Genomic DNA, 25980 nt, shown 5'->3' on the forward strand with positions numbered 1-25980 from the left:
CTGCCCGTCCGTACGGACCCGCGCCTCCGCGCCGACGCCGTACGGCGTCAGTGCAGGGCGAGGACGCAGAACTCATGCTCCTCCGGGTCGGTCAGGCACGTCCACGGCACGTCGCCCTGGCCGAGGTCGAGGTCGGTCGCGCCGAGGGCCCGCAGGCGGGCCACCTCCGCCGCCGCGTCGTCACCGGGGTACGGCAGCAGGTCGAGATGGACGCGGTCCGGTGCGGTCTTCACGTCCGGCGTACGGAGGAATTCGAGATACGGTCCGACTCCCTCGGCGGAGCGGAACGCCGCATGGCCGTCGGCCACCTCGTGCGGCTTCCAGTCCAGAGCCTCACCCCAGAACCGGGCCATGCCCCGCGGATCCGCGCAGTCGACCACGACGGCGGCGATCGGCCCGGTGTCCTGGTAGATCTCCCGCGGCTCCAGCACGCAGAACTCGTTGCCCTCCGGGTCGGCGAGGACCGTCCACGGCACGTCGCCCTGGCCCACGTCGACGGGTGTCGCGCCGAGAGCCCGGAGGCGATCGACCAACTCCGACTGATGGGCCGCGGAGGCGGTGGCGAGATCGAGGTGCATGCGGTTCTTCACCGCGGACTTGCGTTCCGGGACGGGAACGACGTCGATGCCGAGGACGACCGGGTCGGGCCAGACGAACCCGCCGCCGGGTCCGACGTAGGCGGTCACGCCGCGATCGTAGGCACTCCACCCGAGCGCCTCCGCCCAGAACCGTCCCAGTGCCGGGGGATCGACGGCCTTGATGTTGAGGTGAACCGGTCGCAACGCCATCCGGCGATCCTACGCAGCCTGCGGTCGACACCGGGGCGGGCTCGCGTATGCGGTGGCAGATCGGGCCAGGGGCCGGGAGACTCGGGTGCTGTGAACGTGGGCATCTCTGGTTTCCAACCGTCCTTCCTGGTCGGGATCGAGGCGGTTCGGCAGGCGCACGGACCACGTCTGGCGAGGCTCACCGGCCGCCGGCTGACGGGGTTCGCCTTGGTGCGCTTCGCGGAGGACGGAGACTGGTACGCCGACTGCCCGGTGGTGCTGGACTTCGATGGCGTGCGGGTGGAGGTCTGTCACACGAGGTTCGACGAACTCTCGGTCGGCTGGGACTCGATCGACACCACGGCGGCGATCACCGGGTGGGAGTGGTTCGAGCTCACACCCCAGTGGTCTCACCGTGATGAGCGCCTGGAAGCGTTCGTCGGTCGGCAGCTCGACGAGGTCGCGCTGCTCGAGTATCGACCGGCGGGCCGGGACCTGGCGGCCGGGACGGTGGCGGTGGAGTTCGCCTTCGACACCGGCCGCCTGCGGATCGTCAACGGCCTCGACGAGAACCACATCGAGGTCGGTACCGCCCGGCCGGAGTACGTCCGCCACCGGCTGGCCCCGTGAGCCGGGGCACGGCCCCGCGGCTCGTGTTCCGGGCGTGCTTCGGGGAATCGCCGCCTCAGGGGATGTTGTACGGGCACACGTGGCGCGAAAGGATCGCGGCATGTCCAGCGACCGTCTCCTGCGCATCCACAGCGACGAGTTCCAGGCCATGGCCGAGAGGGTCCTGCGGGTCACGGAACTCACCTCACGCCTCAACGTCCTGCCCTTCGAGGACGAGGCGGGCAAGGCCGAGCTGTTCGAACAGATCCTCGGCAGGCCGCTGCCGCCGAGGGTGACCGTCTATCCGCCCTTCTACACGGACCACGGACTCCGCCTCGAACTCGCCGAGCGCGTGTTCATCAATCAGAACTGCACGTTCCTGGACTACGCCGGCATCCGCCTCGCCGAACGCGTGATGGTCGGCCCGAAGGTCACGTTCATCACCAGCGGGCACCCGGTCGATCCCGAGGAGCGACGGCTGTACCTCACCGGCGCTCCCATCGACGTCGCCGAGAACGTGTGGATCGGCGCCGGTGCCACGATCCTGCCCGGCGTCAGCATCGGCCGTGACGCCGTGATCGCCGCCGGCGCGGTCGTGGCGGACGACGTTCCCGCCGCGAGCCTGGTGACCGGCCCGAAGGCCACCGTGAACCGACGGTGGTGACGCGCTCCCGGAGACCCTGCGAGCCGCAGGGCCGGCGGGCACGGTGCCTGTCTCCGGGAGGTGCGCCGGCGGCATGCTCGATGGCCGATCGATATCCGGTGTCGGCCGCGGCCGCGCGGTGCGAGACTCCGGGCCATGGCCTCACCCGAGCTCAGCGACCTGGACTATCTCCGGGAGATCGAGCGCCTCGCCAACCGCGTCAGCGTGGAGGAATCCAACGAAGGATGGCTCTCGTTCCCGTCGGACCCCGAAGCGGCGACACCGCTCCAGCGCAGCGTGAACGCGCTGGCTCGGGCCCTGCGCCATGACCACTTCGCGGGCGACGGCTGCCTGGAGGAGGAGGACCGGCCTCTGGTCCGCCTCGTCGGGGCCTCGGTGTTGAAGCCGGGCGCCATGCCGGCCGGGGTGGACGAGGCGTACGAGGACGTGTGTGGACGGATCGGCGTCGCACCCCGGCCAGAGGGCTGGGCACTGTGGAACACCTGGAGCGACGGGGACCTGAAGGTGACCATGGTGGTGGCGGCCGTCGACACGACCGAGGGGCTGTTCGAGAACTGGGCCCGAGGCAGGGCGATCGACCCGGTGTCGCCGCTGCCCTCCCAGATCGCCGTCGTCCGCCAGGGATGGCTGGGCCCGATGACGTTCTCGCCTCGCGGCCTCCATCGGACGGGTCTCGGCGGTCGGCCGCTGCCCTAGGCTCCCGGCCCACCGCTCGGGCTCCTCGGGACGTGTTTGACGAAGACGATGCCGTCGCTGTCCGCCAGGTGGGTCGGGTCGAGCGGGGAGTAGCCGAACCAGGGGGACACGCGGTGCGCGGGCCGGGTGTCGGCCAAGGCGGCGGCGAGGCGGGGAGCGTCCACGAGGTGACGGTCCTCCGGCTGGGCGTACAGGAGTCCTTCGACGGTGTCCTGCGGCGGGGTGTCGACCCCCTGGTGCGGGATCGTGCCGAGGGCCATGGCCAGGAACGCGTACCGCTCCCCCAGGTGCGCGCTGACGAGCGCGCCGGCGCTCCACCACTCCAGCCGCAGGTCGCCCAGTGTCATCGTGCTCTTGTTCCGCTGGAGGTGGCCGTTGTGGGCGAAGACCAGCACCGGCCCCCGTTCGGCGAGCGCGAGGACGTTGTCGGCCATCATCCGGCCCCGCAGGCCGACGAGCCGCGCCATGCGGCTCGGCGAGGTGTCGGCCATCCAGAAGTGGTAGCGGAGGAGGCCGGTGGCGGTGCGCCCGTACAGGCGCGCCCGGTGCCACTCCTCCCGCGAGGTCAGGGTGATCAGGTGCGGCGTCCGCTCGTCGAGCAGCGCCACCAGATCGTCGGCGAGCAACCGCAGTTCGGTGGCCGCGGCCGACCGGCCGACGGATCGGGTCGGATCCCTCATCGCGGCCGGTTCGGTCCAGCTGCCGTCGGGCCCGAGCAGGCGGTCGAGTGCCTCCGCGGTGCAGGGGAGCAGGTCCGCGTCCACGCCGGCCGCGAGGTAGGCGTGGAGCGCGGTGAGGGCCTGCCGTGGGCTCTCGGCGCCGGTGATCTCCAGCGGGCCGTCGAAACCGGCGAAGCGCAGCTGCTCGGACGCGGGCCGCCCGTCGTTGTACGCCCGCATCCAGCGCACGAGCTCGCGGTTGGCCGCGGAGGCGCCGAAGCCGTGGGTGAAGCCGTGCTCCATGACCTCGTCGAGGCTCCCCTCGCCCGAGGTGATGTGGTCGTCCACGATCAGGCCCGCCAGGCAGCCGCTCTCGATCGCGATCGTCCGGTAGCCCTCCTTCTCGACGAGCTGCCGGAAGAGGTCGTTGCGCACGTCGAGCAGCGTGTCCTCGCCGTGTGTGGGCTCGCCCAGAGCCAGCACCCGCGGCCGGGCCGGGAGCAGCCCCATGACGGCGGCGGCCTCCACGGCATGGGTGGTGTCCTCGATGTCGATTGCCATGCCTTCAACGCTATCGTTGAACACACGGTTGAGACTTTTCGACGATTTCGACGGGATCATGGGGCGAAACCTTCAAAGCGGGGATCGACTGAGGCCGGTCGATCTCGCGCGTCGGCACGGCCTCTCCACGCAGGCGATCAGGAACTACGAGGAGGCCGGCATCCTCCCGGCGGCCGCGCGAACCCCCCACGGCTACCGCACATATACGGCGCTGCACGCGGGGGCTCTGCGCGCGTTCCTCGCGCTGGCGCCCGCCCATGGTCACCGGACCGCGACGTCGATCATGCGGGCGGTGAACGAGGGCGCGAGCGAGGAGGCGTTCCGCCTCATCGACGAGAGCCACGCCCAGTTGCTCGACGACCGCCGGACCCTCCACGCCGTGGAGAACGCCCTGCGGGACCTGGAGGGCGGGGTGGCCGCGCCGGTGGGTTCCGGCGCCGACGAGTTGTTCATCGGGGCGCTGGCGCGGGAGCTGGGAATCCGTCCCGCGACGCTGCGCGCATGGGAACACGCGGGGCTGGTGCGCCCGCGCCGCGATCCGCGGACCGGGTATCGCGTCTACGACGAGGCCGCCGTACGGGACGCCCGACTGGCTCACCAACTCAGGCGGGGCGGCCATCTGCTGGAGCAGATCGCCCCGCTGATCGCCCAGGTGCGCGCCGCGGGCGGGCTGGAGCCGCTGGAGGCGGCACTGCACGACTGGCACGGCCGTCTGTCCGCCCGCGGACGGGCGATGCTGACCGGGGCGGCCGAACTGGACACCTACCTCCGCGAGCGCGGCTGAGCCGGTCCGGTCCCCCGGACCAGCCGGCCGAGCCGGTCCGGCAGGGCCGGCGTGGCGAGGGCGTGCGGTCCCCGACGCTCCGGCCGGCCCCCTGGGGCGGCATCCACGCCCGGGTCAGAAGATGCGCTGACCAGGCGTGAGGATTCCGTCGGGGTCGTACCGGTGTCGTGCGGCCTCCAGTTCGGGCCAGAAAGGGCCGAAGTGGCGCACCCAGTCGTCCCGGGTCAACGGCACCGATCCGATGGGGTACCAGCAGCCGCCCGCGGCGACGGTGGCGTCGTACTGACGCCGGTTCGCGGCGACCATCTCCTCGGCGGAATCCGCGCCCGGGGAGGCGGTCTTCAGAAGGGAGAAGAGGTAGACGAGCTCCTCGTCCGGCATGACCGGGAGCGGGGTGCGGCACCGGGCGGTGGGTACGGGGTACAGCAGGACGACCGCACTCGTGCCGAGCGCACCGGCCTTGAGACCGGCGAGGGTCTCCGTGACGACGGCGTTCACGGTGGAGGCGGGGAGCAGGCTGTCGTACCAGGGGTGCGGCCGGGCCCACTCCCCCATGGACCTGAAGGCTTCCACCGCCGGGGCGAGCCGGTTCACGAAGTCGACGTAGGGAACGTCCTGGACGTCGAGCGAGGTGTGCCGCAGGTCGCCGGTGAGCCGGGCGTCGTCGGCCGGCACCCCGTCGTAGGCGGCGGCCTCGATCATGTACGTCCAGCCGTCCGGGGTGGGCAGGGCCTGACCGACGAGATAGTCGAACCGTCCGTCCTCGATCAGCCCGGCCTGCTGCTCGGTGAGGGCGGCGACGCTCCCGAAGAACATGACGTAGTGCCGCACGGTGCGGGGTGCGGGGACCAGGGAGAGGGTGGCCCGGGTGATGATCCCGCACTGCCCGAGGCCGCCGAGGACGGCCCGGAAGAGGTCCGGGCGTTCGGTGGGTGAGCAGGTCGTGAGCTCGCCCTCGCCGGTGACGACCTGGAGTTCGAGCACGTTGTCGGCCTGTGTGCCGTGGCGACTGATCTGCCCGCCCAGGCCACCGGCGGACAGGGTGCCGCCCACGGAGAGTTCGAGGTAGTCGGTGAACGCCGGCGGGGTGAGCCCCGTGGCGAGGGTGGCCTGGACCAGGGTGCTCCACCGGGCCCCGGCCTGGACCACGGCGGTGTCCTCGCGGATCTCGATGGAGTCCAGCGAACCGAGGTCGACGACGAGCCCGGAGGGCACCTGCGCCTGTCCGTTGGTGGAGTGGCCCTGACCTCTTCCGGCGACCCGCAGCCCGCGTTCCCGGCAGTGGCGGACCATCGTGGCGACGTCCTCCGCCGAGCCGGGTCTGAGAACGGCGGCCGGCGGTCGGCTGACCAGACGGCCGAAGTCGGTGGACGCGGCGTCGAGGGCGGCCCGGTCGAGGCGGAGCTCCCCGTCGAGGTCGGGAACCATGTCGAAGGCGCTGCCGGTGCCGAAGGCGGCCTCGGTCGGGTCCGGTTGCGCGGCAGGAAGGTGCGAAGACGTCACGCCTACTCCAGATCAACTCGACTACAGGACAGCTGACTTCACCCCTCGATACGAGCCGAAGACAGCGCCGTGGCCGGTCCCCGGGGTGACCTGCCACTCCGGACACCGGCACAGTTCCTTCACATTGTGATCACCTTCGTGTCAGAAGGCGGCCAAAACGGCCAAGTTGATGCTGTTCGCCTCCCCACACCCCGCCCTCGCCTCCGTTCTGCCACCGGGCGCGGTCACCGCTCCACGAACGGACCTCTCCGAACCGCCGGAAGGCCACCTCTGCGACCCACCGGAAGGCAACGCCTCCGAACCGCCGGACGGTCAGGGGCCTCAGGCCGGCCGTCGGCCGTCGGCCGTCGGGTCGGCTCCGGCGGCCTGGCCCGCGCGGAAGGCGCGCCGGTACGCGGCGGGTGTGGTGCGCAGTGCCTCGTGGAAGCGTCGGCGCAGGTTGACGGCCGAGGAGAGGCCGACCCGGCGCGCGATGGTCTCGACCGGCAGGTCGGTCTCCTCCAGCAGCGCCCGGGTGGCGGCGATGCGCCGGTCGAGCAGCCAGCGCCCTGGACTGATGCCCAGCTGCTCGGTGAAGCGTCTGGTCAGCGTGCGGGCCGAGACCCGCGAGCGGGCCGCCATGTCGGTGACGGTGACCGGCTGTTCGAGGCGCTCGGTCAGCCAGTCCAGCAGCGGGGCGAGGGAGTCGGCGACCGGTCCGCCGGCGGGCAGTTCGGCGTACTGCAGCTGGCAGCCCTCGCGGTGCGGCGGCATCACCATCCGGCGGGCGATCCGCATGGCGTACGCGGCGCCCTGGTCGACGCCGACCAGGTGCAGGCAGAGGTCCACACCGGCCGCCGATCCGGCACTGGTGGCGACGTCGCCGTGGTCCACGTACAGCACCGCGGGGTCGACCTCGACCTGTGGGAACCGGGTCGCCAGCTCGGCCGCACCGGCCCAATGGGTCGCGGCCCGCCGGCCGTCGAGCAGCCCGGCGGCGGCGAGCACGAACGCGCCCGAGCAGATGCCGACGATCCGAGCGCCGCGCCGGTGCGCCGCGCGGACCGCCGCGACCACCGCGGACGGCACCGAGGTGCCGTCCGGTTGCCGCCAGCCGGGGACGAGCACCGTGTCCGCGCGCTCCAGCGCCTCCAGGCCCGTCGGGACCAGCATGTCGTAGCCGGCCTCGGTGCGCAGCGGGCCGGGGTGTTCGGCGCAGATCTCGAACGCATAGCGGGAGGGGAGCGCCGGGTCGTGGGCGCCGAACACCTCGGCCGCGCAGGCCAGCGGGAACGTCGACTGGGGCGGCTGCAGCAGGGCCACGACCCGGTGGAGCGCGGGGGATCCGGGCAGCGAACGAGGTGTCATGGCGCGAAAGTACCCCTTCATGTCGTTCAGGACACTGGGATGAGCGCATTGGTCTAGTCCAGCATCGGTCCTGTGACCATCGCACAGACGAACACGTCGCCCCGGACCGACCCGCCGACCACGCCGCCGCCCACGCGGTCACCCCTCTGGGACCGGCGCTTCACGCTCTACTTCACCGCCCGCGCGGTGTCGCTGCTCGGCGACGCCATGATGCCGGTGGCCGCCGCGCTCGCGGTCGGCCCGCTGTACGGGATCTCCGGGGTCGGCTTCGTCCTCGGCATCTGGACCGGGACGTTCGTCCTCCTGGTCCTGTTCGGCGGGGTGTTCGCCGACCGGTTCGGCGCGCGCCGGATGATGGTCGGCGCGGACCTCGTCCGGGTCCTCACCCAGGGGGCGCTGGCGGTCGCGTTCTTCGTGGGAACACCACCGTTCTGGCTGCTGGCGACCATGGCCGCGCTGGCGGGCGCGGCCGTCGCGATGTTCCTGCCCGGGGTGAACGGGATGGTCCCGCTGGTCGCGCGCGAGCCGCAGCGCGCGAACGCCACGCTGAAGGTGGCCGACGCGCTCGCCCACCTGCTCGGCCCGGCCCTCGCGGGACTGCTCATCACCCTGACCGGGGCGGCGGCCGTGTACGCCATCGACGCCGGCACCTTCCTGCTCAGCGCCGCGTGCCTCGCGCTGATCCGGCTCTCTCCGGCCGCGACGGCCGAGGCCGGGGCCGGTCCCGAATCCTCCGCGCGTACCGGTGGTTCACTCCGGCGCGACCTGCGCCGGGGCTGGCAGGAGTTCCGCGCGCGCACCTGGATGTGGGCGGTGATCCTGATCTGGGTGGTGTACGGCGTCCTGCTCTTCGGCCCGCTGGTACCGCTCGCTTCGACGCTCATCGGCGGCCGGCTCGGGCCGAACGCCTACGGCCTCGTGGTCTCCTTCCTCGGCGTCGGCACGGTGCTCGGCGGACTGCTGGCACTGCGGCTGCACCCGGCCCGGCCACTGGCCGCCGGCGCGCCGGCGATGGCGCTGTACTCGCTGCTGCCGCTCTCCGTGGGGCTGGGCGCCGACCTGCCGGTGCTGCTGCTCTGCCACGCGCTCGGCGGCGGCGGCCTGGCGTTCTGGTCGGTGATGTGGGCGACGAGCGTGCAGACCCACACCCCGCCCGCGGTGCTCAACCGTGTCACCGCCTACGAGCTGGCCGGCTCGGTGTCGGGGATCGCGCTCGGCCAGATTCTGGCGGGCCCGGCCACCGGGCTGGCCTCCCCGGCACGGCTGCTGCTGGTGTCGGGCGGCACCTGTCTGGCGGGCTGCGTGGCACTGCTCGCCATCCCGGCGATCCGCACGCTGCGCCGCAGCGCCACGGCGGACAGCGGCGGACCGGCGGCGCCGGAGAACCCCGGGGACCGGGACCGCTCGGCCGGTGCGGGCGCACCGGCCGGCCAGGACGCGCGCTGAGCGCACCCACGAACGCGTCGGTGCCCCGGTGACCCGATCCCGGGGGCCGCTCGGTGATGACGCCCGGTCGGGGCCCGGGGCGGTCACCGTCCCGGGCGCCCTCAGGCGGGGCGCTGCGCCATGACGACCACGCCCGGGCCGGTCTGCTCGTCCGCGGGGAGCCGGAGTTCGGCGACCGTGCGCAGTCCGGCCCGCTCGATCAGGTCCACGAGTCGCTCCGGCCGCCATTGGTGGGTGGTCCAGCGCACGGGCACTCCTCCGTACGCCTCGGTGCGCTGGAAGTCGTCGTCGCCGACGTGCGTCGCGGTGATGAAGTGGCCGCCCGGCTTCAGGGCACGCGCGAATCGCGCGAGGACCTGCGGGAGCACGTCACGGGGGAGGTTGAACAGCGACCACCACCCGAGCACGCCGCCCAGGGATGCCTCCTCCAGGTCGAGGTCGGTGGCCGAGGCGACGCTGAAGCGGCACTGCGGGTGGAGGCGGCGCGCGTTCTCGATCATGCGGGGCGAGAGATCGACTCCCGACACGTCGAGTCCGCGTTCCGCGAGGTAGGCGGTCACCGTGCCGGGTCCGCAGCCGACGTCGAGGACGGGCCCGAGCCCGCCCACCGTGTCGGCGAACGCGTCGATCGACGCCTTGAGCCACGGATGCCGACGGATGTCGCCGATTCCTGTCGTCAGCACCATGTGAACGTAGTTGTCGGCCACGCGGTCATAGGACTCGCGGACCACGTCGAGATCTGCCGGACGGTCGATACGGTGTGCGCGCATCGCCCCACCCTAGGGCCTTCCCCTCGGCGGGCGTCGGTCTTGTCGCCCCGGTGGAGGGCCGTTCCCGCGGGGTACGGAAACGGCCAACTGGAAGGACACGCTCCGTCCTTGAGGCCGGGAACACCCGAGAGGCGCCTGGGGACTGCGATCCGGAGAGCCGGCGGGCACCGCTGTCGCGCAAGGATCGCCCGGCTGTCACGGTCCCGTCATGGAGCCGTCGCGGCCCCATCGCACGCGAGGCGATCCGGATGGCCGGAAACCGCGTCCTCGAATCCCTCCCGCCCGCAAGGCCGTTGATCACCTCACATACTGCGCTGACCGGCGACGGGCGCCGTGGCGCGCCCGGCCGGATTCGACCACTCGACCTCATCCCTAGCTCCTGGGGGAGACTTGCGCGCACACGTGCACAGAGCACGCGCCTTCACCATCGCGGCGGCCACATCGGTGGCGCTGGTGGCAGGCATGACCGGCCCCGCGACGGCGAGCGTCGCCGCCGCGGCGGCCGCGCCGGACATCACCCGCGTCGACGGTGGCCAGCGGATCCCGCTGGTCACGGGCGACCACGTGGTGGTGAACGGCAAGGGCCGGATGGTGGGCTTCGAGCCCGCCGAGGGCCGTGAACACATACCCGTACAGGTGCAGCGCCTCAAGGGCCACACCCTCGTGGTTCCCAGCGACGCGCAGCGCCTGATCGCCGACGGAAGACTGGACCAGCGGCTCTTCGACCTCTCCGTGCTCACCGACGCGCGACTGCGCGCGAGCCATCGGGACGGGCTCAAGCTGATCGTTCAGTACGAGGGGGGAGCCGCCACCGCCCGGGCCGAGGTGCGCGCGGCCGGTGACACCCGGCTGCGGCGCTCGTTCCCGACCATCAACGCCGAGGCGATCCGCACCTCCCGGGACGACCTCACCACGGTGTGGGACGCGCTGACGGACCGGCAGCGGAGCGGAGCACGCGCCACCGCCTCCGGCATCGGCAAGGTCTGGCTGGACGGGGTGCGTGCGGCGAGCCTGGACGGCAGCGTCCGGCAGATCGGTGCCGACAAGGCGTGGGCGTCCGGCTACGACGGCACGGGCGTCACGATCGCCGTCCTCGACACGGGCGTCGACAGGACCCATGACGACCTCGCCCGGCAGGTCGTCGGGGAGAAGAACTTCTCCGCCTCCCCCGATGCCGTGGACCGCGTCGGACACGGCACCCACGTCGCGTCGATCGCCGTGGGCACGGGCGCCAGGTCCGGTGGGCGGTACAAGGGAGTCGCCCCCGGCGCCAAGGTGATCAGCGGGAAGGTCCTCGACGACGAGGGCTGCGGCGACGACTCCGCCGTCATCGCGGGCATGGAGTGGGCGGCCGCCGAGGGCGCGGACGTGGTCAACCTCAGTCTCGGCGCCGCCGACAGCCCCGGTGTCGACCCGCTGGAAGCCACGGTCGACAGGCTGTCCGCGGAGAAGGGCATCCTGTTCGCCGTCGCGGCGGGCAACGAGGGCGAGGCCGGCGGGTCGACGGTGGGCTCACCCGGCAGTGCGGACGCCGCGCTGACCGTCGGCGCCGTCGACCGCGACGACCGGCTCGCCCCCTTCTCCAGCACCGGACCACGCGTCGGCGACGGCGCCCTCAAACCGGACGTGACCGCACCCGGCGTGGCCATCACCGCGGCCGCCGCACCCGGCAGCGCCCTCGACACGCGCCCCGGCACACCGCACCCCGCACCGGGCTATCTGCAGCTCGACGGCACCTCCATGGCCACCCCGCACGTCGCGGGAGCGGCCGCGATCCTGAAGCAGCGGCATCCGGAGTGGAAGTCGGCCGAGCTCAAGGGAGCGCTGACCGCGTCCGCCGAGGGCGGTGACCACACCGCCCTCCAGCAGGGCACGGGACGCGTCCAGGTCGACAGGGCGCTGGCCCAGAGCGTCATCGCCGATCCGGTCTCGCTGAACTTCGGCGCGGCGCGCTGGCCGCACGCCGACGACCGGCCGGTCACCCGCAAGGTCGCCTACCGCAACCTCGGAGCCACCGACGTCACCCTCGACCTGTCGGTGTCCGCCCTGGGCCCGAACGGCGAGCCCGCGCCGGCCGGATTCTTCACGCTCGGCGCACCGAAGGTGACCGTGCCCGCCGGCGGCCGGGCCGAGGTCGACCTCGTCGCGGACACCAGGATCGGCGACGCCGACGGCGTCTACTCGGGTCACGTCACCGCCACCGGCGCGGGCCAGTCGGTCCGCCTGGCCGCGGTGGCCGAGCGGGAGGCGGAGTCGTACGACCTCACACTGAGGACCGTCGGCCGTGACGGCGCCGACGCCGCGACCTTCTCCACCACGCTGACCGGCGTCTCCGGCCCGGCCGCCGGGTTCTCGGCCCGCGTGGACAACGAACCGGGGAGCCACACGATCCGTGTCCCCAAGGGCTCGTACACCGTGAACACGGCCGTCTACCAGGACCCGTCGGACTTCACCAAGGGCACCGACTGGATCGCCCAGCCGCGGCTGGACGTCACCGGCGACACCACGGTCGTCGCCGACGCGCGCACCACGAAGCCGGTGGACCTCACCGTTCCCGGCCTCGACCGGGCGGACTACGGGGGCACGTACTACGAGATCGCCACCGAGGAGATGGGTCGCGTCGGCAACGGCTGGGTCCTCAGGGGCTTCACCGGCTTCCGCACCGCCCACATGGGTCCGACCGTCACCGACGGCTCGCTCCTGCAGACCTGGGACGCGCACTTCCTCAAGGACGCCACCACCCAGTACTCCGTGGCCTTCGGCGGCAGGACGGACAGGGTCACCACCGGTTACACCAAGCATGTGAAGGCCGACGAGCTGGCCACGCTCAAGGTCGGTCTCGGTGCCTCCGCGCCCGGGAAGACCGCTCTCGCCTCCCCGTTCGCCCACATCCCGGGCACGCCGGAGGGCAACGGCTTCTCCGCCCCGCAGGCGGCGCCGGGCACGCGCACCTTCCTCGTCTCCACCGCCGACGGCGTCGAGTGGCTCACCAGGTTCGACCAGCTCGGCAAGCCGGACGAATGGGGCTACCCGGCCTGGGAGGGGCGCTGGGAGATGGTCCGGCCGAAGCGCTACGAGGCGGGCGGGACGTACCGGGAGACGTTCGCGACGGGCGTCTTCGGTCCCCTCCTGGGCGAGCGGACCGGTGTCTTCCGTACCGCTCCCGACCCGGCGACCGGCGAGCAGCAGATCATCGGCGCCGTGCCCCTGTTCGCCGACGGCGCGGGCCACTCGGGGTCCACGCCGTACACCTCGGCCACGACGACGCTGTACCGCGACGGCGTCAGGGTCGGCGAGCACGACGACCCGCTGAGCGGTTCGCGGCCCTTCACGGTCGACGCCGCCGACGCCGAGTACCGGCTGGTGACCTCGGTGGAGCGGGCGGCGGAGACCGCCTCGGCATCGACCCGCGTCGACACCGGGTTCACGTTCCGCTCGAAGCAGGTGGCGGCCACCACAGCGCTGCCGGTGTCCACGGTCCGCTTCGCGGCACCCGTCGACCTCGCCTCTCGCGCCCCGCAGCACGCACGGGTCGTGGTCCCCGTGACCGTGCAGGGCTCGGCGGCCGGGAAGAACCTCGCGTCGCTTCAGGTGTCGGTGAGTTACGACGGCGGGAGCACCTGGCGGCCCGTGCGGGTCCACAACGGCGGGATCTCCGTGACGAACCCGGCGAAGGACAAGGGGATCTCGCTCTCCGCCGTGGTCACGGACAAGCAGGGCAACACGTCGACGCTGAGCATCCACAACGCGTGGTACGGCAAGTGACACCGCGCCGACGCCCGCTCTAGGGGGTCGACGGCGTCACCACCAGGGGGTGGTGGCGCCGTCGGCCCCGCCCGTCGTTCCGGGGCCACCGGAGCCGCCCCGGTCACCGTCTCCCCTCTCCCGATTCCCGCGGTCGACGTCCAGCGGTGCTTGACCAGTGGACCTGCGGCGTCGTAGCTTCGAGCGCACCCGGATCGTGAGCTCATGGAAGGAGGCGCATTCGGATGTCGACCCTCTCCGAAGCGCATCGCCTCGCTCACGAGACCGCCTGGGCCCCCGGCCGTGTGGCACACGGCTGCTGAACAGCCCCTGACCGGTGTGCCCGTTCGTGGCCCCGGCACCTTCCAGATCTCTTTCACCGGCTCCGGCATGCCCTCGCGTGCCGGTCTACCCGCCGGGTTCTCGAGCTGCGCCACCGAAACAGAAGGCTCCCGAAATGGCGACTTGGACAATTGGATCGACCGCGCTCCGAAATGAGGATGTGCCATGGTAGCGGCGCGGATCACGGTCAACGGGGAGGAAACCCCGCTCGCACCGGCCACACCCCACACCACCGTCCTGGACTTCCTGCGCGAGCGCGGGCTCACGGGCACCAAGGAGGGCTGCGCCGAGGGTGAGTGCGGCGCCTGTTCGGTCCTGGTGGCCCGACCCGGTGTGGACAAGCCCACGGACTGGGTCGCGGTCAACGCCTGTCTGGTGCCCGCCGCGGCTCTCGACGGCCAGGAGATCGTCACCTCCGAGGGTCTCGCCACCTCGTCCGGACCCGGCCTGGCGCCCGTACTGCACCCCGTCCAGGAGGAGATGGCCGTCCGCGGCGGATCCCAATGCGGTTACTGCACACCGGGGTTCGTCTGCAGCATGGCGGCCGAGTACTACCGGCCGGACCGCTGCGCGCACACCGGCTCCGCCGAGGACTCCGACTCCGAGCACGGTCCGAACGGCTTCGATCTGCATGCGCTGAGCGGGAACCTCTGCCGCTGCACCGGTTACCGCCCCATCCGCGACGCCGCCTTCGCCGTCGGTACGCCCGCCGAGGGCGACCCCTTGGCACAGCGGCGCGAGCAGTCCCCGCCGGAGCCGGTCGCCACCGCGTACGTCAAGGACGGCAGCTCCTTCCTGCGACCGAGCAGCCTGGCCGAGGTGCTGCGGCTGCTGCGCGAGCGGACCGACGCGGTGGTGGTCGCCGGCAGCACCGACTGGGGTGTGGAGGTGAACATCCGCTCCCGCAGGGCCGGTTGTGTGATCGCCGTCGACCGGCTGCCCGAGATGCGCGAGTTCAGGGTGGCATCGGACCACATCGAGATCGGGGCGGCGCAGACGCTCACCGAGATCGAACGGCGCCTCGACGGCAGGATTCCCCTGCTGGCGGAGCTGTTCCCGCAGTTCGCCTCACGGCTCATCCGCAACAGCGCCACGCTCGGCGGCAATCTGGGGACCGGCTCGCCCATCGGCGACAGTCCGCCGGTGCTGCTGGCGCTCGACGCGTCCGTGGTGCTGGCCGACGCCGACGGCGAACGGGAGGTCCCCCTGGCGGACTACTTCACCGGCTACCGGCAGAGCGTGCGCCGGCCCGGGGAACTGATCCGCGCGGTACGCATCCCGCTGCCGTTGTCGCCCGTCTCCGCCTTCCACAAGATCGCCAAGCGGCGCTTCGACGACATCTCCAGCGTGGCGGTCGCCTTCGCGCTCGACATCGAGGACGGCATCGTCCGCACGGCGCGCATCGGCCTGGGCGGCGTGGCGGCCACTCCGATCCGTGCCTTCGCCGCCGAGGCCGCGCTGGAGGGCCGGCCATGGACGGTGGAGACCGTCGAGGCGGCGGCCGGGGTGCTGCGAGCCCAGGGCACGCCCATGGACGATCACCGTGCCAGCGCCGGCTACCGCTCCGCGATGCTCGGCCAGAGCCTGTTGAAGCTGTACGCGAACTCCACCGAGGCGGTCTCGTCATGAGCCATCTGTCCGAGCGTCCCGAACGGCCCGTCGTCGGTTTGTCGATGCCGCACGAGAGCGCCGGTCTGCATGTCACCGGCACCGCGCTCTACACCGACGACCTGGTCCACCGGACCAAGGACGTCCTGCACGCCTACCCGGTGCAGGTCATGAAGGCCCACGGCAGGATCACGGCGCTGCGCACCGAGCCCGCGCTCGCCGTGCCCGGGGTGGTGCGCGTCCTGACCGGTGCCGACGTGCCGGGTGTCAACGACGCCGGCATGAAGCACGACGAGCCCCTCTTCCCCGACGAGGTCATGTTCCACGGCCACGCGGTCGCCTGGGTGCTCGGCGAGTCGCTGGAGGCCGCCAGGCTCGGCGCCGAGGCGGTCGAGGTCGAACTCGATGAGCTCCCCTCCCTGATCACCCTGGGGGACGCGATCGCGGCCGACAGCTTCCACGGCGCGCGGCCGGTGATGGCGACGGGCGACGTCGACGCGGGCTTCGCCGACTCCGCGCACGTGTTCACCGGCGAGTTCCACTTCTCCGACCAGGAGCACTTCTATCTGGAGACCCATGCGGCGCTCGCGCTGGTCGACGAGGGCGGGCAGGTGTTCGTGCAGAGCAGCACGCAACACCCGTCGGAGACCCAGGAGATCGTCGCGCACGTGCTGGGCCTGCACAGTCACGAGGTGACCGTGCAGTGCCTGCGGATGGGTGGCGGCTTCGGCGGCAAGGAGATGCAGCCGCACGGCTTCGCCGCCGTCGCCGCGCTCGGCGCCAGACTGACCGGCCGGCCCGTCCGGCTGCGGCTCAACCGGACCCAGGACCTGACGATGTCCGGCAAGCGCCACGGGTTCCACGCCGCCTGGCGGATCGGCTTCGACGCCGACGGCCGTATCCAGGCCCTGGACGCCACCCTGACCGCGGACGGCGGCTGGAGCCTGGACCTGTCCGAGCCGGTGGTGGCCCGCGCGCTGTGTCACATCGACAACACCTACTGGATTCCCCACGCGCGCGTCGTCGGACGCATCGCGAGGACCAACAAGGTCTCCAACACCGCCTTCCGCGGCTTCGGCGGCCCGCAGGGCATGCTGGTGATCGAGGACATCCTGGGTCGCTGCGCTCCCCTGCTCGGACTGGATCCCATGGAGCTGCGGGAGCGGAACTTCTACCGGCAGGGGCAGGGGCAGACGACGCCGTACGGACAGCCCGTCACCCACGCGGAACGGATCTCCGCCCTCTGGAAGCAGGTGCAGGACGACGGCGGCGTCGCCGATCGCCGCCGCGACATCGCGGCGTTCAACGCCACGCACCCGCACACCAAGCGGGCGCTGGCCGTCACCGGCATCAAGTTCGGGATCTCGTTCAACCTCACCGCCTTCAACCAGGGCGGCGCGCTGGTGCTGATCTACAAGGACGGCTCGGTCCTCATCAACCACGGCGGCACCGAGATGGGGCAGGGTCTGCACACCAAGATGCTGCAGGTCGCGGCGACCACCCTGGGCATCCCGCCGCACAAGGTGCGGCTGGCTCCGACGCGGACCGACAAGGTGCCCAACACCTCGGCCACCGCCGCCAGTTCGGGTGCGGATCTCAACGGCGCTGCGGTGAAGAACGCCTGCGAGCAGTTGCGCGACCGACTGCTGGGGGTCGCCGGCACCCGGCTGGGGGCGAACGCCTCGGACGTGCGCATCGTCGACGGTGTCGCGCGTGTCCTCGGCGGTGACGCGGAGCTGGCCTGGGACGATCTGGTGCGGACCGCGTACTTCCAGCGGGTTCAGCTGTCGGCGGCGGGGTTCTACCGGACCGAGGGACTGCACTGGGACGTGAAGTCGTTCAAGGGCTCGCCGTTCAAGTACTTCTCCTACGGCGCCGCCGCGACCGAGGTGGAGGTGGACGGCTTCACCGGCGCGTACCGCATCCGGCGCGTGGACATCGTGCACGATGTCGGCGACAGTCTGTCCCCGATGATCGACATCGGCCAGGTCGAGGGCGGTTTCGTGCAGGGCGCGGGCTGGCTGACGCTCGAGGACCTGCGCTGGGACACCGGTGAGGGGCCGAACCGCGGCCGGCTGCTGACCCAGGCCGCGAGTACGTACAAGCTGCCGAGCTTCTCGGAGATGCCCGAGGAGTTCCATGTGCGGCTGATGGAGAACGCGACCGAGGAGGGCGCGGTCTACGGCTCCAAGGCCGTGGGTGAGCCTCCGCTGATGCTGGCGTTCTCGGTGCGGGAGGCGCTGCGGCAGGCCGCCGCGGCGTTCGGACCGGCGGGTGTCAGCGTGGAACTCGCCTCCCCCGCGACACCGGAGGCGGTGTACTGGGCCGTCGAGGCGGCCCGCGGGAGCGCCGGGAACGGCCGCGTTCGCGGCGACGGCGAGGTCCCCACCGGCACGAGTGCTCTGAGTCATGCCTGACATGACCTGGGTCACCGCGGTCGCGCGGTTGCGGGCTCGCCGGGAACCCGGCGTGCTCGTGACCGTCGCGACAGTGCGCGGCCACGCGCCCCGTCGGGCCGGCGCCAAGCTCGTCGTGGGCCGGACCGAGACCTGGGGATCGATCGGCGGCGGCAACATCGAGGCCGTCGCGATCGACCGGGCGCGCGAGCTGATCGGTTCGCCCGGCCCGGAGTCCGAGCTGATCGAGTTCGCTCTGAACGACAAGGTCACCGGCCGGCACGGCGTGCAGTGCTGTGGCGGAGCGGTCGGCGTGCTGCTCGAACCGCTCCCGGTGGTCCAGGCGGTGGCGGTCTTCGGGGTCGGGCACGTGGGGCTGGAGCTGGCCCGCATCCTCGCCCGGCACGACCTCGACCTGCATCTGGTCGACACCCGCCCGGACGTGCTCACCGAGGAACGGCTCGCGGTGCTGGCGGACGCGGTGGCACGGGTCCACGTGCATCACGTACCGCTGCTGCCCGAGGAGGTGCTCGCGGAGCTGCCGCCGGGCACCCACGCCCTGATCATGACCCACGACCACGCCGAGGACGCCGCGTTGTGCGACGCCGCGCTGCGCACCCCCGGCCTGGGCTCGATCGGACTGATCGGTTCGGCGGCCAAGTGGGCGCGTTTCCGGCACCGCCTGGCCACCGAGGGCGGCCACGACGACGCCGTGATCGACCGGATCAAGACCCCGATCGGCATCGCCGGGATCACCGGCAAGGAACCGGCGACGATCGCGGTGAGCGTGGCGGCGGATCTGCTCCGAACCTTCGAGGAGGAGGCGCGGCGGGCGAGGCCGGACGCGGCCGATGCCGGGCCGACGCCGGTCGATGGCGGGCCGCATGCGGTCGATGCCGGGCCGGACGCGGCCGGCGCCGGCCCGGCATCGGCCGGTGCCGCGCCGACCGTCGTCGCCGCCGCCGGATAGCGGGCCGTCCGAGGCGGGACTCCGGCCCGGGAGGCCGGAGGCCGTACCTCCGGCCTCCCGGGCCCCCGGGGGTCACTCCGATGGCCGACCCGTGGTGCGCGTGGCCCCTCCCCTGCGAAGACTGGCGGCACCCGAGTCGCCCGTGCGGGAGGATCTATGAGTTCGATGGACGTACCGGCGGACACGCCCAGGCCGGTGGCCCGTGAGAGCACGAGGACCGCGACGGCTCCGACGATGACGTGGGTGACGCTGGCCCTGATGACGACGGCGTCCGTGGCGAGTCTGCGTGCCGCCCCCACCATGGCCGTGTACGGACTGGCCTGTGTCTTCCTCTACCTCGTCCCGGCCATCGTGTTCCTGCTGCCGACCGCCCTGGTCTCCGCCGAGCTCGCGTCCGGCTGGACCGGCGGCGTGTACCGCTGGGTGAGCGAGGGGCTGTCGAAGCCGCTCGGCTTCCTCGCGGTCTGGTGCCAGTTCGCGATGACGATCTTCTACTATCCGAGCCTGCTGGCCTTCGTCGCCTCCACGATCGCGTACATCATCGACCCCGCCCTCGCCTCCAACGGCGTCTACACCGCCATCGTCATCATGGTGCTGTACTGGACCGGCGTCTGGGTCTCCTCACGCGGCACGAAGGCCCTGGCGGGACTGGCCAGTTGGGGGCTGGTCATCGGGACGCTGATCCCCGGCACCATCCTCGTCGTCCTCGGCATGGTCTTCCTGGGCCAGGGCAACCCCTCGGCCGCGCCGATGAACGCCGACCACCTGCTCCCCCAGTGGACGGGCCTGGCCAGCCTCGTGCTCATCGTCAACAACTTCCTGTCGTACTCGGGCATGGAGATGAACGCGGTCCACGTCTCCTCGCTGAAGGACCCGGCGAAGGAGTACCCGAAGTCGATGTTCCTCGCGGTCATCCTGGTGTTGCTGATCTTCATCCTCCCGGCGCTCGCGATCAGCTGGGTGGTGCCGGCGGACCAGCTCAGCCTCACGGCCGGTGTGATGCAGGCGTTCGAGGCGTTCTTCTCCTACTTCGACGTCGGCTGGATGACCCCGATCGCCGCCGTCATGCTGATCTCCGCTTCCCTCGCGGGGATGCTCACCTGGCTGGCCGGACCGTCCAAGGGCCTGCTCGAGATCTCGCGCAGCGAGGGCTACCTGCCGCCGTTCCTGCAGAAGCTCAACAGGTACGGAGTCCAGCAGAACATCCTCGTCACCCAGGGCGTCGTCACCTCGGTGATCGCGCTGATGTACGCCCTCATCCCGAACGTGTCGAGCGTCTACTGGATCTTCTCGACGATCACCACGCAGGTCTATCTGATCGTCTACCTGCTGATGTTCGTCGCGGCGGTCCGGCTGCGGAAGACGCAGCCCGACCACCCCCGCGGATACCGCGCGCCCGCGCTCGGACTGATCTGCACCGTCGGCCTGCTGGCGTCGCTCGCGGCGCTCGCGATCGGGTTCATCCCGCCCTCGCAGTTCGGCGGCAGCAGCGTCTGGTCGTACGTCCTCTTCATCGGCTGCGGCCTGGGCGTCCTCGGGCTGCTCATCCCCTGGCTGTTCCTCAGGTTCCGCAAGCCCGAATGGCGCACGGACGCCGCGAAGGAGGAGGTGTCGTGAGCCCCACCCGGTTCGCCTCCGAGCACAAGTGGATCTACATCGGCGCGATCGTGGTCCTCGTCGGTCTCGTGATCGTCGGACTCGTCCAGTACAGCGCCGTCCGGAAGAACAACCAGACGGCGGAGAAGGCCAACGAGCTGAGCGAGAAGCTCGTCGCGGCGGGCTATCCCGCGCCGGACACGGACATCACCGAGAGCATCCTCGGGACGGACGGCGGTCCGGTCTGCGAGGACCCGGGCGCCGCTCTCAGGAACGCCCTGTGGAAGGTCCAGCAGCTCTCCAACGGCGCCACCGGCCCGGGCACGCGCCCGGTCATCGCCGACACCAAGGCGGTCGCGATCGAGCGGATCGTGCTGGAGGTGTACTGCCCCGACCAGCTCGACGACTTCGACGAGGGCCTGGACGACCTGAAGACCGACGACACCGTACGGAGAAGCTGAGCATGGCGGACGACGGCCTCGCGGCGCGGATCTCGGACCTCATGGCCCGGGCGAAGGCGGACCTCACCGAGCTGGTGGGCATCCCCTCGGTCGCCGACCCCCGCCAGTACCCGCCCGAGGAGTGCCGCAGGGCGGCCCGGTGGGTGGCGGACGCCTTCGCCGCGGCCGGGCTGAGCGACGTACGCCTGGTGGAGACCCCCGACGGGAGCCAGGCGGTCCTCGGGCACCGCCCACCGCCTCCCGGCGCGCCCACCGTGCTGCTCTACTGCCACTACGACGTCCAGCCCCCGCTCGACGACGCCGCGTGGACGACACCGCCCTTCACCCTCACCGAGCGCGACGGCCGCTGGTACGGGCGCGGCACGGCGGACTGCAAGGGCAACATCGTCATGCACCTCACCGCGCTGCGGGCGCTGGGCGACGACATCCCCGTCGGGCTGAGGTTCGTGGCCGAGGGCTCGGAGGAGCAGGGGACGGGTGGACTGGAACGGTACGTGACCGAGCACCCGGAGGAGTTCGCCGCGGACGCGCTCCTCGTCTGCGACACCGGCAACGCCGAGGTCGGCGTCGGCACCGCGACGACCACGCTGCGGGGCCTCGCCAACGTCGTCGTGACGGTGGAGACCCTGCGGGGCGAGGTGCACTCCGGGATGTTCGGCGGCCCGGCACCGGACGCGCTCGCCGCCCTCGTCCAGATGCTCTCGACGCTCCGGGACCCGCTGACCGGGGCCACCAGGATCGAGGGCCTCGACTGCGAAGGCGTCTGGGACGGAGTCGGCTACGACGAGCAGCGGTTCCGGGAGGACGCCGGCGTCCTCGACGGGGTCGGTCTGACCGGAACGGGCTCGGTGGCCGACCGGCTCTGGGCACGCCCCGCCGTCACCGTGCTCGGCATCGACTGCCCGCCCGTCGTCGGGTCGGCCGCCGCCGTCCCCGCCACCGCGCGGGCCCGCGTGAGCCTGCGGATCCCGCCCGGCATGTCCGCGCCCGTCGCATCCGCCGCGCTCGCCAGGCACCTCGACGACGCGGCGCCGTGGGGCGTCCAGGTGTCGATCGAGTCGGAGAGCTCGGGAGCCCCGTTCCGGGCCGCGACCGACGGGCCGGCCTACGCGGCCCTCGGCGAGGCGATGAGCGAGGTCTACGGCAAGCCCCTCGCCTTCCTCGGGCAGGGCGGCTCCATCCCGCTGTGCAACATCCTCGCCGAGCAGTACCCGCGGGCGGAGATCATTCTGATGGGGGTGGAGGAGCCGCGGTGCCTCATCCACGCGCCGAACGAGAGCGTCGACCCCTCGGAGATCGAGCACATGGCCCGGGTCGAGGCGCTCTTCCTCCGCAACTACGCCGCCGCTCACGGCGGCTGAGGCGGGCACGGCGCGGAGGCGTGCGTCTGACGATCCGGTGAAGGAAACGGTCGCGACAGGGCGCACGACGGCGTGAGTCCGGCGAGAATCGACCGGGGGCGCCCGGCACGGCCCGGCGCTCCCCCGTTTCGGCCGACCGACCGTGGAGCCGCTCATGACCACAGCACGGGACCTTGCCATCGTCGCTCTGGCGGTGACGCCCGACCGCCCCGTGGAGCGGGGCGACCTGTCACTGGCGTTGGCCGGAGCCGAGGTGGTGGACCTCGTCGAAGCCGAGGCCCTGGTCGTGGACGGCGACCGCATCCTGCCGGGGGCCCAGGCTCCCACCGGGGACGGGCTGCTGGACGAAGCCGTCGTGGCGCTCAGGCGCCAGGAGCCGTACGAGTCGGTCGAGGACTGGCTGTGGCGCAGGGGCCGCGGGCTCTGTTCGGCCTACGCGGACGACCTGGCGCGGGCGGGCCTGACGCCCCCGCCACGCCGCCGGAACCCGCTGAGGGCCGGGGCGGCGCAGCCGGTCGACGCGTCGGCACGGCGCCGGGCCGAGGAGCGCTGGTCGGCGGGCGAACCCGTGCTCGCCGCCCTGGCGGCCGTGCTCGGCATGCGCGACGCACCGGCTGAGGACACCCCGGAGCTCGCGGGTGACGCGGTCGCCACGGTGCTGGCCGCCGTCGGGGACGCGGTCCAGGAGCTGGGGGCCGTGCGACAGCGCAGGGCGATCGAGGACTCGGCGTTCGACAACATCTGGCGCGGCTACTGACGGCACGGTCGTACCGCTACATGTGCGGCTGGCCGTAGTACCGGGCGAACTGCTCGAGGTAGCCGGGATTCTCCGCGTGCTTCATCTCGTCGAACTCGGGGGCGTCCTTGATCTGTTCCTTCGTCCGGGCCACGTGGACCGTCTCGGTGGCGGTGTCGATCTGCTTGATCGTGCCGGCCGGCAGCAGAACGTGTCGTCCGAAGATCCACACACCCGTGTCGACCACGAGATGGGCCGAGCCCACCTCGTCCGCATGCTTGCTGACCTTCCCGATGCCGCCGTCGGTCGCCTCGACCTTGTAACCGACGAGGTCGATCCCTCGCTGGTGCCCCGAGGCGGGATGGTAGACCCAGATGTCGTTGTCGCTCACGGCCTTGCCTTTCAGGGTGTGTGGCGGAACGCCGACAATCGGCCGGGCCCACCTGCGGTGGAACGGATGAGCCGAAGTCCCGCTCGGCTGCCTCGCCGTGTCTCCGGGCGTCCCGGGGCCACGGCCGCTCGGTCGGTCCCTGGACGCGAGGGGCGCAGTCCCTGGGCAGGAGGGGCGACGCTCGCGGCTCTTCCACGGGCATGCGACGGGTGCCCGGCCGGTGAGCCGGTCACCTGCTTGCGACGCGGCTACCCACATCACGCTGCCGTATGTGTCGGAGCGTTCGACCCGGATGCCGCGGACGTGGCGGCGCATCAGGGCCTCGGCGCCATCGGCCCCCGCCGCCGCGGCCTACGCCCGCCGCCTCGGCTCAGCGGAAGCGACGGCCTCCCCCACTCGTCCCGCCGTGACCGCAGCCGTGGCAGGGCTTGGCCGGATCAGACCCGCGAGGCACCCGTGCGCGCCGCCGACCCTGCGTCGATAATGCGACCAGCCGGCTCAGTGGCTCGCCTGCCGATCTCGCCAGGAGGTACCCATGAGGATGCTGATCAATGTTCCGGAGACCGTCGTCGCCGACGCGCTGAGGGGGATGGCCGCCGCGCATCCCGAACTCACCGTCGACGTCGAGCATCGCGTCGTGCTCCGTCGTGACGTTCCCGTGGACGGCAAGGTGGGGCTGGTGTCCGGGGGCGGGTCCGGGCATGAGCCCCTGCACGGGGGGTTCGTGGGGCCGGGGATGCTGTCGGCCGCATGCGCCGGAGAGATCTTCACGTCGCCGGTGCCCGACCAGATGGTGCGTGCCGCCGCCGCGGTCGACAGCGGGGCCGGGGTGCTGTTCGTCGTCAAGAACTACACCGGGGACGTCCTCAACTTCGAGATGGCCGCCGAGCTCGCCGAGGACGAGGGCGTCCAGATCGCCAGGGTGCTCGTCGACGACGACGTGGCGGTGACCGACAGTCTGTACACGGCCGGGCGGCGCGGGACCGGGGCCACGCTCTTCGTGGAGAAGATCGCCGGGGCCGCCGCCGAGGAGGGCGCGCCGCTGGAGCGGGTGGAGGCGATCGCCCGGCGCGTGAACGAACGGTCGCGGAGTTTCGGGGTGGCCCTGAGCGCCTGCACCACCCCGGCCAAGGGCAGTCCGACCTTCGAACTACCGCCCGGTGAGTTGGAGTTGGGCATCGGGATCCATGGCGAGCCGGGGCGTGAGCGGCGGTCGATGATGACCTCTCGGGAGATCGCGGACGTCGCCGTCGATGCCGTACTGGAGGATCTGCGGCCGTCGGGACCCGTCCTCGCCCTGGTCAACGGCATGGGCGCCACTCCCCTGCTCGAACTCTACGGCTTCAACGCCGAGGTCCAGCGCGTCCTGACCGAGCGAGCGGTGCCGGTCGCCCGGACCCTGGTGGGGAACTACGTCACCTCGCTCGACATGGCCGGCTGTTCCGTCACGTTGTGCGAGGCCGACGAGGAGATCCTGCGGCTGTGGGACGCGCCCGTGCAGACGCCCGCGCTGCGTTGGGGCCGGTGAGCCGGGTGTCCGGGACGAACGAGCTCGACGCCGCGTTCTTCCTTCGCTGGCTGTCCGTCGCCGCGGCCGCCGTCGACCGCGAGGCCGACCGTCTCACCGAGCTCGACTCGGCGATCGGCGACGCCGACCACGGGGCCAATCTGAGGCGCGGTTTCGCCGCCGTGACGGACACGCTGGGGAAGGAGCCGCCCGCGACGCCGGGGGCCGTACTCGTCGCCGCCGGGCGGCAGTTGATCTCGACCGTGGGCGGCGCGTCCGGTCCGCTGTACGGGACGCTGCTGCGGCGGACGGGGAAGGCCCTCGGCGACGCGCCGAGCGTGACGCGGGAGGAGCTGGCCGCGGCGCTGACCGCGGGGGTCGCCGCCGTCGGACAGCTCGGCGGGGCGCGCGTCGGGGACAAGACGATGCTGGACGCGCTCGTTCCGGCGGCCGAGGGGCTCGGCGAGTCCTTCGCGGCCGCCCGGGAGGCGGCAGAGCGGGGGGCCCTCGCGACCGTGCCGCTCCGGGCGCGCAAGGGGAGGGCGAGCTATCTCGGCGAGCGTTCCGTCGGACACCAGGACCCGGGGGCCACCTCGTCCGCGCTGCTGGTCGACGCCCTCGCCGAGGCCGCCGCATGACCGCGCCGGTCGGGATCGTCCTCGTGTCGCACAGCGCGGAGGTGGCCGCCGCCGTCGCCTCGCTGGCCCGGGGTCTCGCGGGCGGCGGGGCGACCGCGCCGATCGCCCCCGCGGGCGGCACACCGGACGGCGCTCTCGGCACCAGCTCCGACCTGATCGCCGCGGCGGCGCACGAGGTCGACCGGGGCGCCGGTGTGGCGCTGCTCGTCGACCTCGGCAGCGCCGTGCTGACGGTCAAGGCTCTCCTCGCCGAGGAGGACGAGCTGCCGAAGGGCGCCCGGCTCGTGGACGCGCCGTTCGTCGAGGGCGCTGTCGCCGCCCTCGTGACGGCGAGCGCGGGCGGGGATCTGGCCGCCGTGACGGCCGCCGCGTCGGAGGCGTACACGTATCGAAAGGAGTGAGGGGGGCGCGCGCGAGATCTGTC

The 25980-nt window shown here is 72.3% G+C and carries 22 protein-coding genes; 16 read left to right on the forward strand and 6 right to left on the reverse strand.

Annotated features, from left to right (window positions below; all coding sequences use genetic code 11):
* Positions 1-47 precede the first annotated feature (47 nt).
* Entirely contained in the window at positions 48-788 is a 741-nt protein-coding gene (locus AB0D99_RS03525) for a VOC family protein (RefSeq protein ID WP_362356423.1), read from the reverse strand.
* A 96-nt stretch (positions 789-884) separates the two neighbouring features.
* On the opposite strand from AB0D99_RS03525, the gene AB0D99_RS03530 reads away from it, so the two are divergent.
* The 3 genes from AB0D99_RS03530 (at position 885) to AB0D99_RS03540 (ending at position 2736) form a co-directional block, all read left to right on the forward strand.
* Positions 885-1397: a hypothetical protein gene (locus AB0D99_RS03530; protein ID WP_362356425.1), complete on the forward strand. Its 513-nt coding sequence runs from the start codon at positions 885-887 to the stop codon at positions 1395-1397.
* 100 nt (positions 1398-1497) lie between these two features.
* Entirely contained in the window at positions 1498-2040 is a 543-nt protein-coding gene (locus tag AB0D99_RS03535; RefSeq protein WP_362356427.1) for a DapH/DapD/GlmU-related protein, read from the forward strand.
* A gap of 135 nt (positions 2041-2175) precedes the next feature.
* On the forward strand, positions 2176-2736 hold the full coding sequence (locus AB0D99_RS03540) for a hypothetical protein (RefSeq protein ID WP_362356429.1): 561 nt from the start codon (positions 2176-2178) through the stop codon (positions 2734-2736).
* Here the strand turns inward: AB0D99_RS03540 and AB0D99_RS03545 are convergent.
* Positions 2733-3956 (reverse strand): erythromycin esterase family protein, encoded by a 1224-nt coding sequence (locus tag AB0D99_RS03545; protein ID WP_362356431.1) that lies wholly within the window; start codon positions 3954-3956, stop codon positions 2733-2735. The genes AB0D99_RS03540 and AB0D99_RS03545 overlap by 4 nt on opposite strands.
* Positions 3957-4014: 58 nt before the next feature.
* Between AB0D99_RS03545 and AB0D99_RS03550 the strand changes: the two genes are divergently transcribed.
* A complete protein-coding gene (locus tag AB0D99_RS03550) occupies positions 4015-4740 on the forward strand; it encodes a TioE family transcriptional regulator (RefSeq protein ID WP_362356433.1) in 726 nt (241 codons plus the stop codon).
* 114 nt (positions 4741-4854) lie between these two features.
* On the opposite strand, the gene AB0D99_RS03555 is transcribed toward AB0D99_RS03550, so the two are convergent.
* Both AB0D99_RS03555 and AB0D99_RS03560 read right to left on the reverse strand, forming a co-directional pair.
* Positions 4855-6243 carry an FAD-binding protein gene (locus AB0D99_RS03555; RefSeq protein WP_362356435.1) on the reverse strand — a complete coding sequence of 463 codons (1389 nt, stop codon included), beginning with the start codon at positions 6241-6243 and terminating at the stop codon, positions 4855-4857.
* A 321-nt stretch (positions 6244-6564) separates the two neighbouring features.
* Entirely contained in the window at positions 6565-7590 is a 1026-nt protein-coding gene (locus AB0D99_RS03560; protein WP_362356437.1) for a helix-turn-helix domain-containing protein, read from the reverse strand.
* A 72-nt stretch (positions 7591-7662) separates the two neighbouring features.
* Here AB0D99_RS03560 and AB0D99_RS03565 point away from each other — a divergent pair, with 72 nt between their 5' ends.
* Positions 7663-9036 (forward strand): MFS transporter, encoded by a 1374-nt coding sequence (locus AB0D99_RS03565; protein ID WP_362356439.1) that lies wholly within the window; start codon positions 7663-7665, stop codon positions 9034-9036.
* Between the two features lie 101 nt (positions 9037-9137).
* Here the strand turns inward: AB0D99_RS03565 and AB0D99_RS03570 are convergent, their stop codons facing one another.
* Positions 9138-9806, reverse strand: a complete 669-nt coding sequence (locus tag AB0D99_RS03570) for a methyltransferase domain-containing protein (RefSeq protein ID WP_362356441.1) — start codon at positions 9804-9806, stop codon at positions 9138-9140.
* Positions 9807-10268: 462 nt separating this feature from the next.
* Here AB0D99_RS03570 and AB0D99_RS03575 point away from each other — a divergent pair, with 462 nt between their 5' ends.
* The 8 genes from AB0D99_RS03575 (at position 10269) to AB0D99_RS03610 (ending at position 23041) form a co-directional block, all read left to right on the forward strand.
* Entirely contained in the window at positions 10269-13571 is a 3303-nt protein-coding gene (locus AB0D99_RS03575) for a S8 family serine peptidase (RefSeq protein WP_362356663.1), read from the forward strand.
* A gap of 486 nt (positions 13572-14057) precedes the next feature.
* Positions 14058-15521: an FAD binding domain-containing protein gene (locus AB0D99_RS03580; protein WP_362356443.1), complete on the forward strand. Its 1464-nt coding sequence runs from the start codon at positions 14058-14060 to the stop codon at positions 15519-15521.
* Complete coding sequence (gene xdhB, locus AB0D99_RS03585) at positions 15518-17917, forward strand: xanthine dehydrogenase molybdopterin binding subunit (protein ID WP_362356445.1); 2400 nt, start codon at positions 15518-15520, stop codon at positions 17915-17917. Before AB0D99_RS03580 ends, xdhB begins: the two co-directional genes overlap by 4 nt.
* A gap of 1 nt (position 17918) precedes the next feature.
* Positions 17919-18866, forward strand: a complete 948-nt coding sequence (gene xdhC, locus AB0D99_RS03590; RefSeq protein WP_362356665.1) for a xanthine dehydrogenase accessory protein XdhC — start codon at positions 17919-17921, stop codon at positions 18864-18866.
* Positions 18867-19022: 156 nt separating this feature from the next.
* The gene (locus tag AB0D99_RS03595) at positions 19023-20483 is read left to right on the forward strand and encodes an APC family permease (RefSeq protein WP_362356447.1); all 1461 of its coding nucleotides are present in this window, start codon (positions 19023-19025) and stop codon (positions 20481-20483) included.
* The gene (locus AB0D99_RS03600) at positions 20480-20923 is read left to right on the forward strand and encodes a hypothetical protein (RefSeq protein ID WP_362356449.1); all 444 of its coding nucleotides are present in this window, start codon (positions 20480-20482) and stop codon (positions 20921-20923) included. Before AB0D99_RS03595 ends, AB0D99_RS03600 begins: the two co-directional genes overlap by 4 nt.
* A gap of 2 nt (positions 20924-20925) precedes the next feature.
* Positions 20926-22284 (forward strand): dipeptidase, encoded by a 1359-nt coding sequence (locus AB0D99_RS03605; RefSeq protein ID WP_362356451.1) that lies wholly within the window; start codon positions 20926-20928, stop codon positions 22282-22284.
* A gap of 154 nt (positions 22285-22438) precedes the next feature.
* A complete protein-coding gene (locus AB0D99_RS03610) occupies positions 22439-23041 on the forward strand; it encodes a GPP34 family phosphoprotein (RefSeq protein ID WP_362356453.1) in 603 nt (200 codons plus the stop codon).
* A 16-nt stretch (positions 23042-23057) separates the two neighbouring features.
* On the opposite strand, the gene AB0D99_RS03615 is transcribed toward AB0D99_RS03610, so the two are convergent.
* Positions 23058-23411 carry a PRC-barrel domain containing protein gene (locus tag AB0D99_RS03615; protein WP_362356455.1) on the reverse strand — a complete coding sequence of 118 codons (354 nt, stop codon included), beginning with the start codon at positions 23409-23411 and terminating at the stop codon, positions 23058-23060.
* A 535-nt stretch (positions 23412-23946) separates the two neighbouring features.
* On the opposite strand from AB0D99_RS03615, the gene dhaK reads away from it, so the two are divergent.
* Genes dhaK through AB0D99_RS03630 form a run of 3 tightly spaced genes read left to right on the forward strand, consistent with a single transcriptional unit; the run spans position 23947 to position 25957 of the window.
* A complete protein-coding gene (gene dhaK, locus AB0D99_RS03620; protein ID WP_362356457.1) occupies positions 23947-24939 on the forward strand; it encodes a dihydroxyacetone kinase subunit DhaK in 993 nt (330 codons plus the stop codon).
* Between the two features lie 5 nt (positions 24940-24944).
* Complete coding sequence (gene dhaL / locus AB0D99_RS03625) at positions 24945-25556, forward strand: dihydroxyacetone kinase subunit DhaL (RefSeq protein WP_362356459.1); 612 nt, start codon at positions 24945-24947, stop codon at positions 25554-25556.
* Positions 25553-25957: a PTS fructose transporter subunit IIA gene (locus tag AB0D99_RS03630; RefSeq protein ID WP_362356461.1), complete on the forward strand. Its 405-nt coding sequence runs from the start codon at positions 25553-25555 to the stop codon at positions 25955-25957. Before dhaL ends, AB0D99_RS03630 begins: the two co-directional genes overlap by 4 nt.
* Positions 25958-25980 lie beyond the last annotated feature (23 nt).

The organism is Streptomyces sp. NPDC047971, assembly GCF_040653355.1.
Classification (GTDB): Bacteria; Actinomycetota; Actinomycetes; order Streptomycetales; family Streptomycetaceae; genus Streptomyces.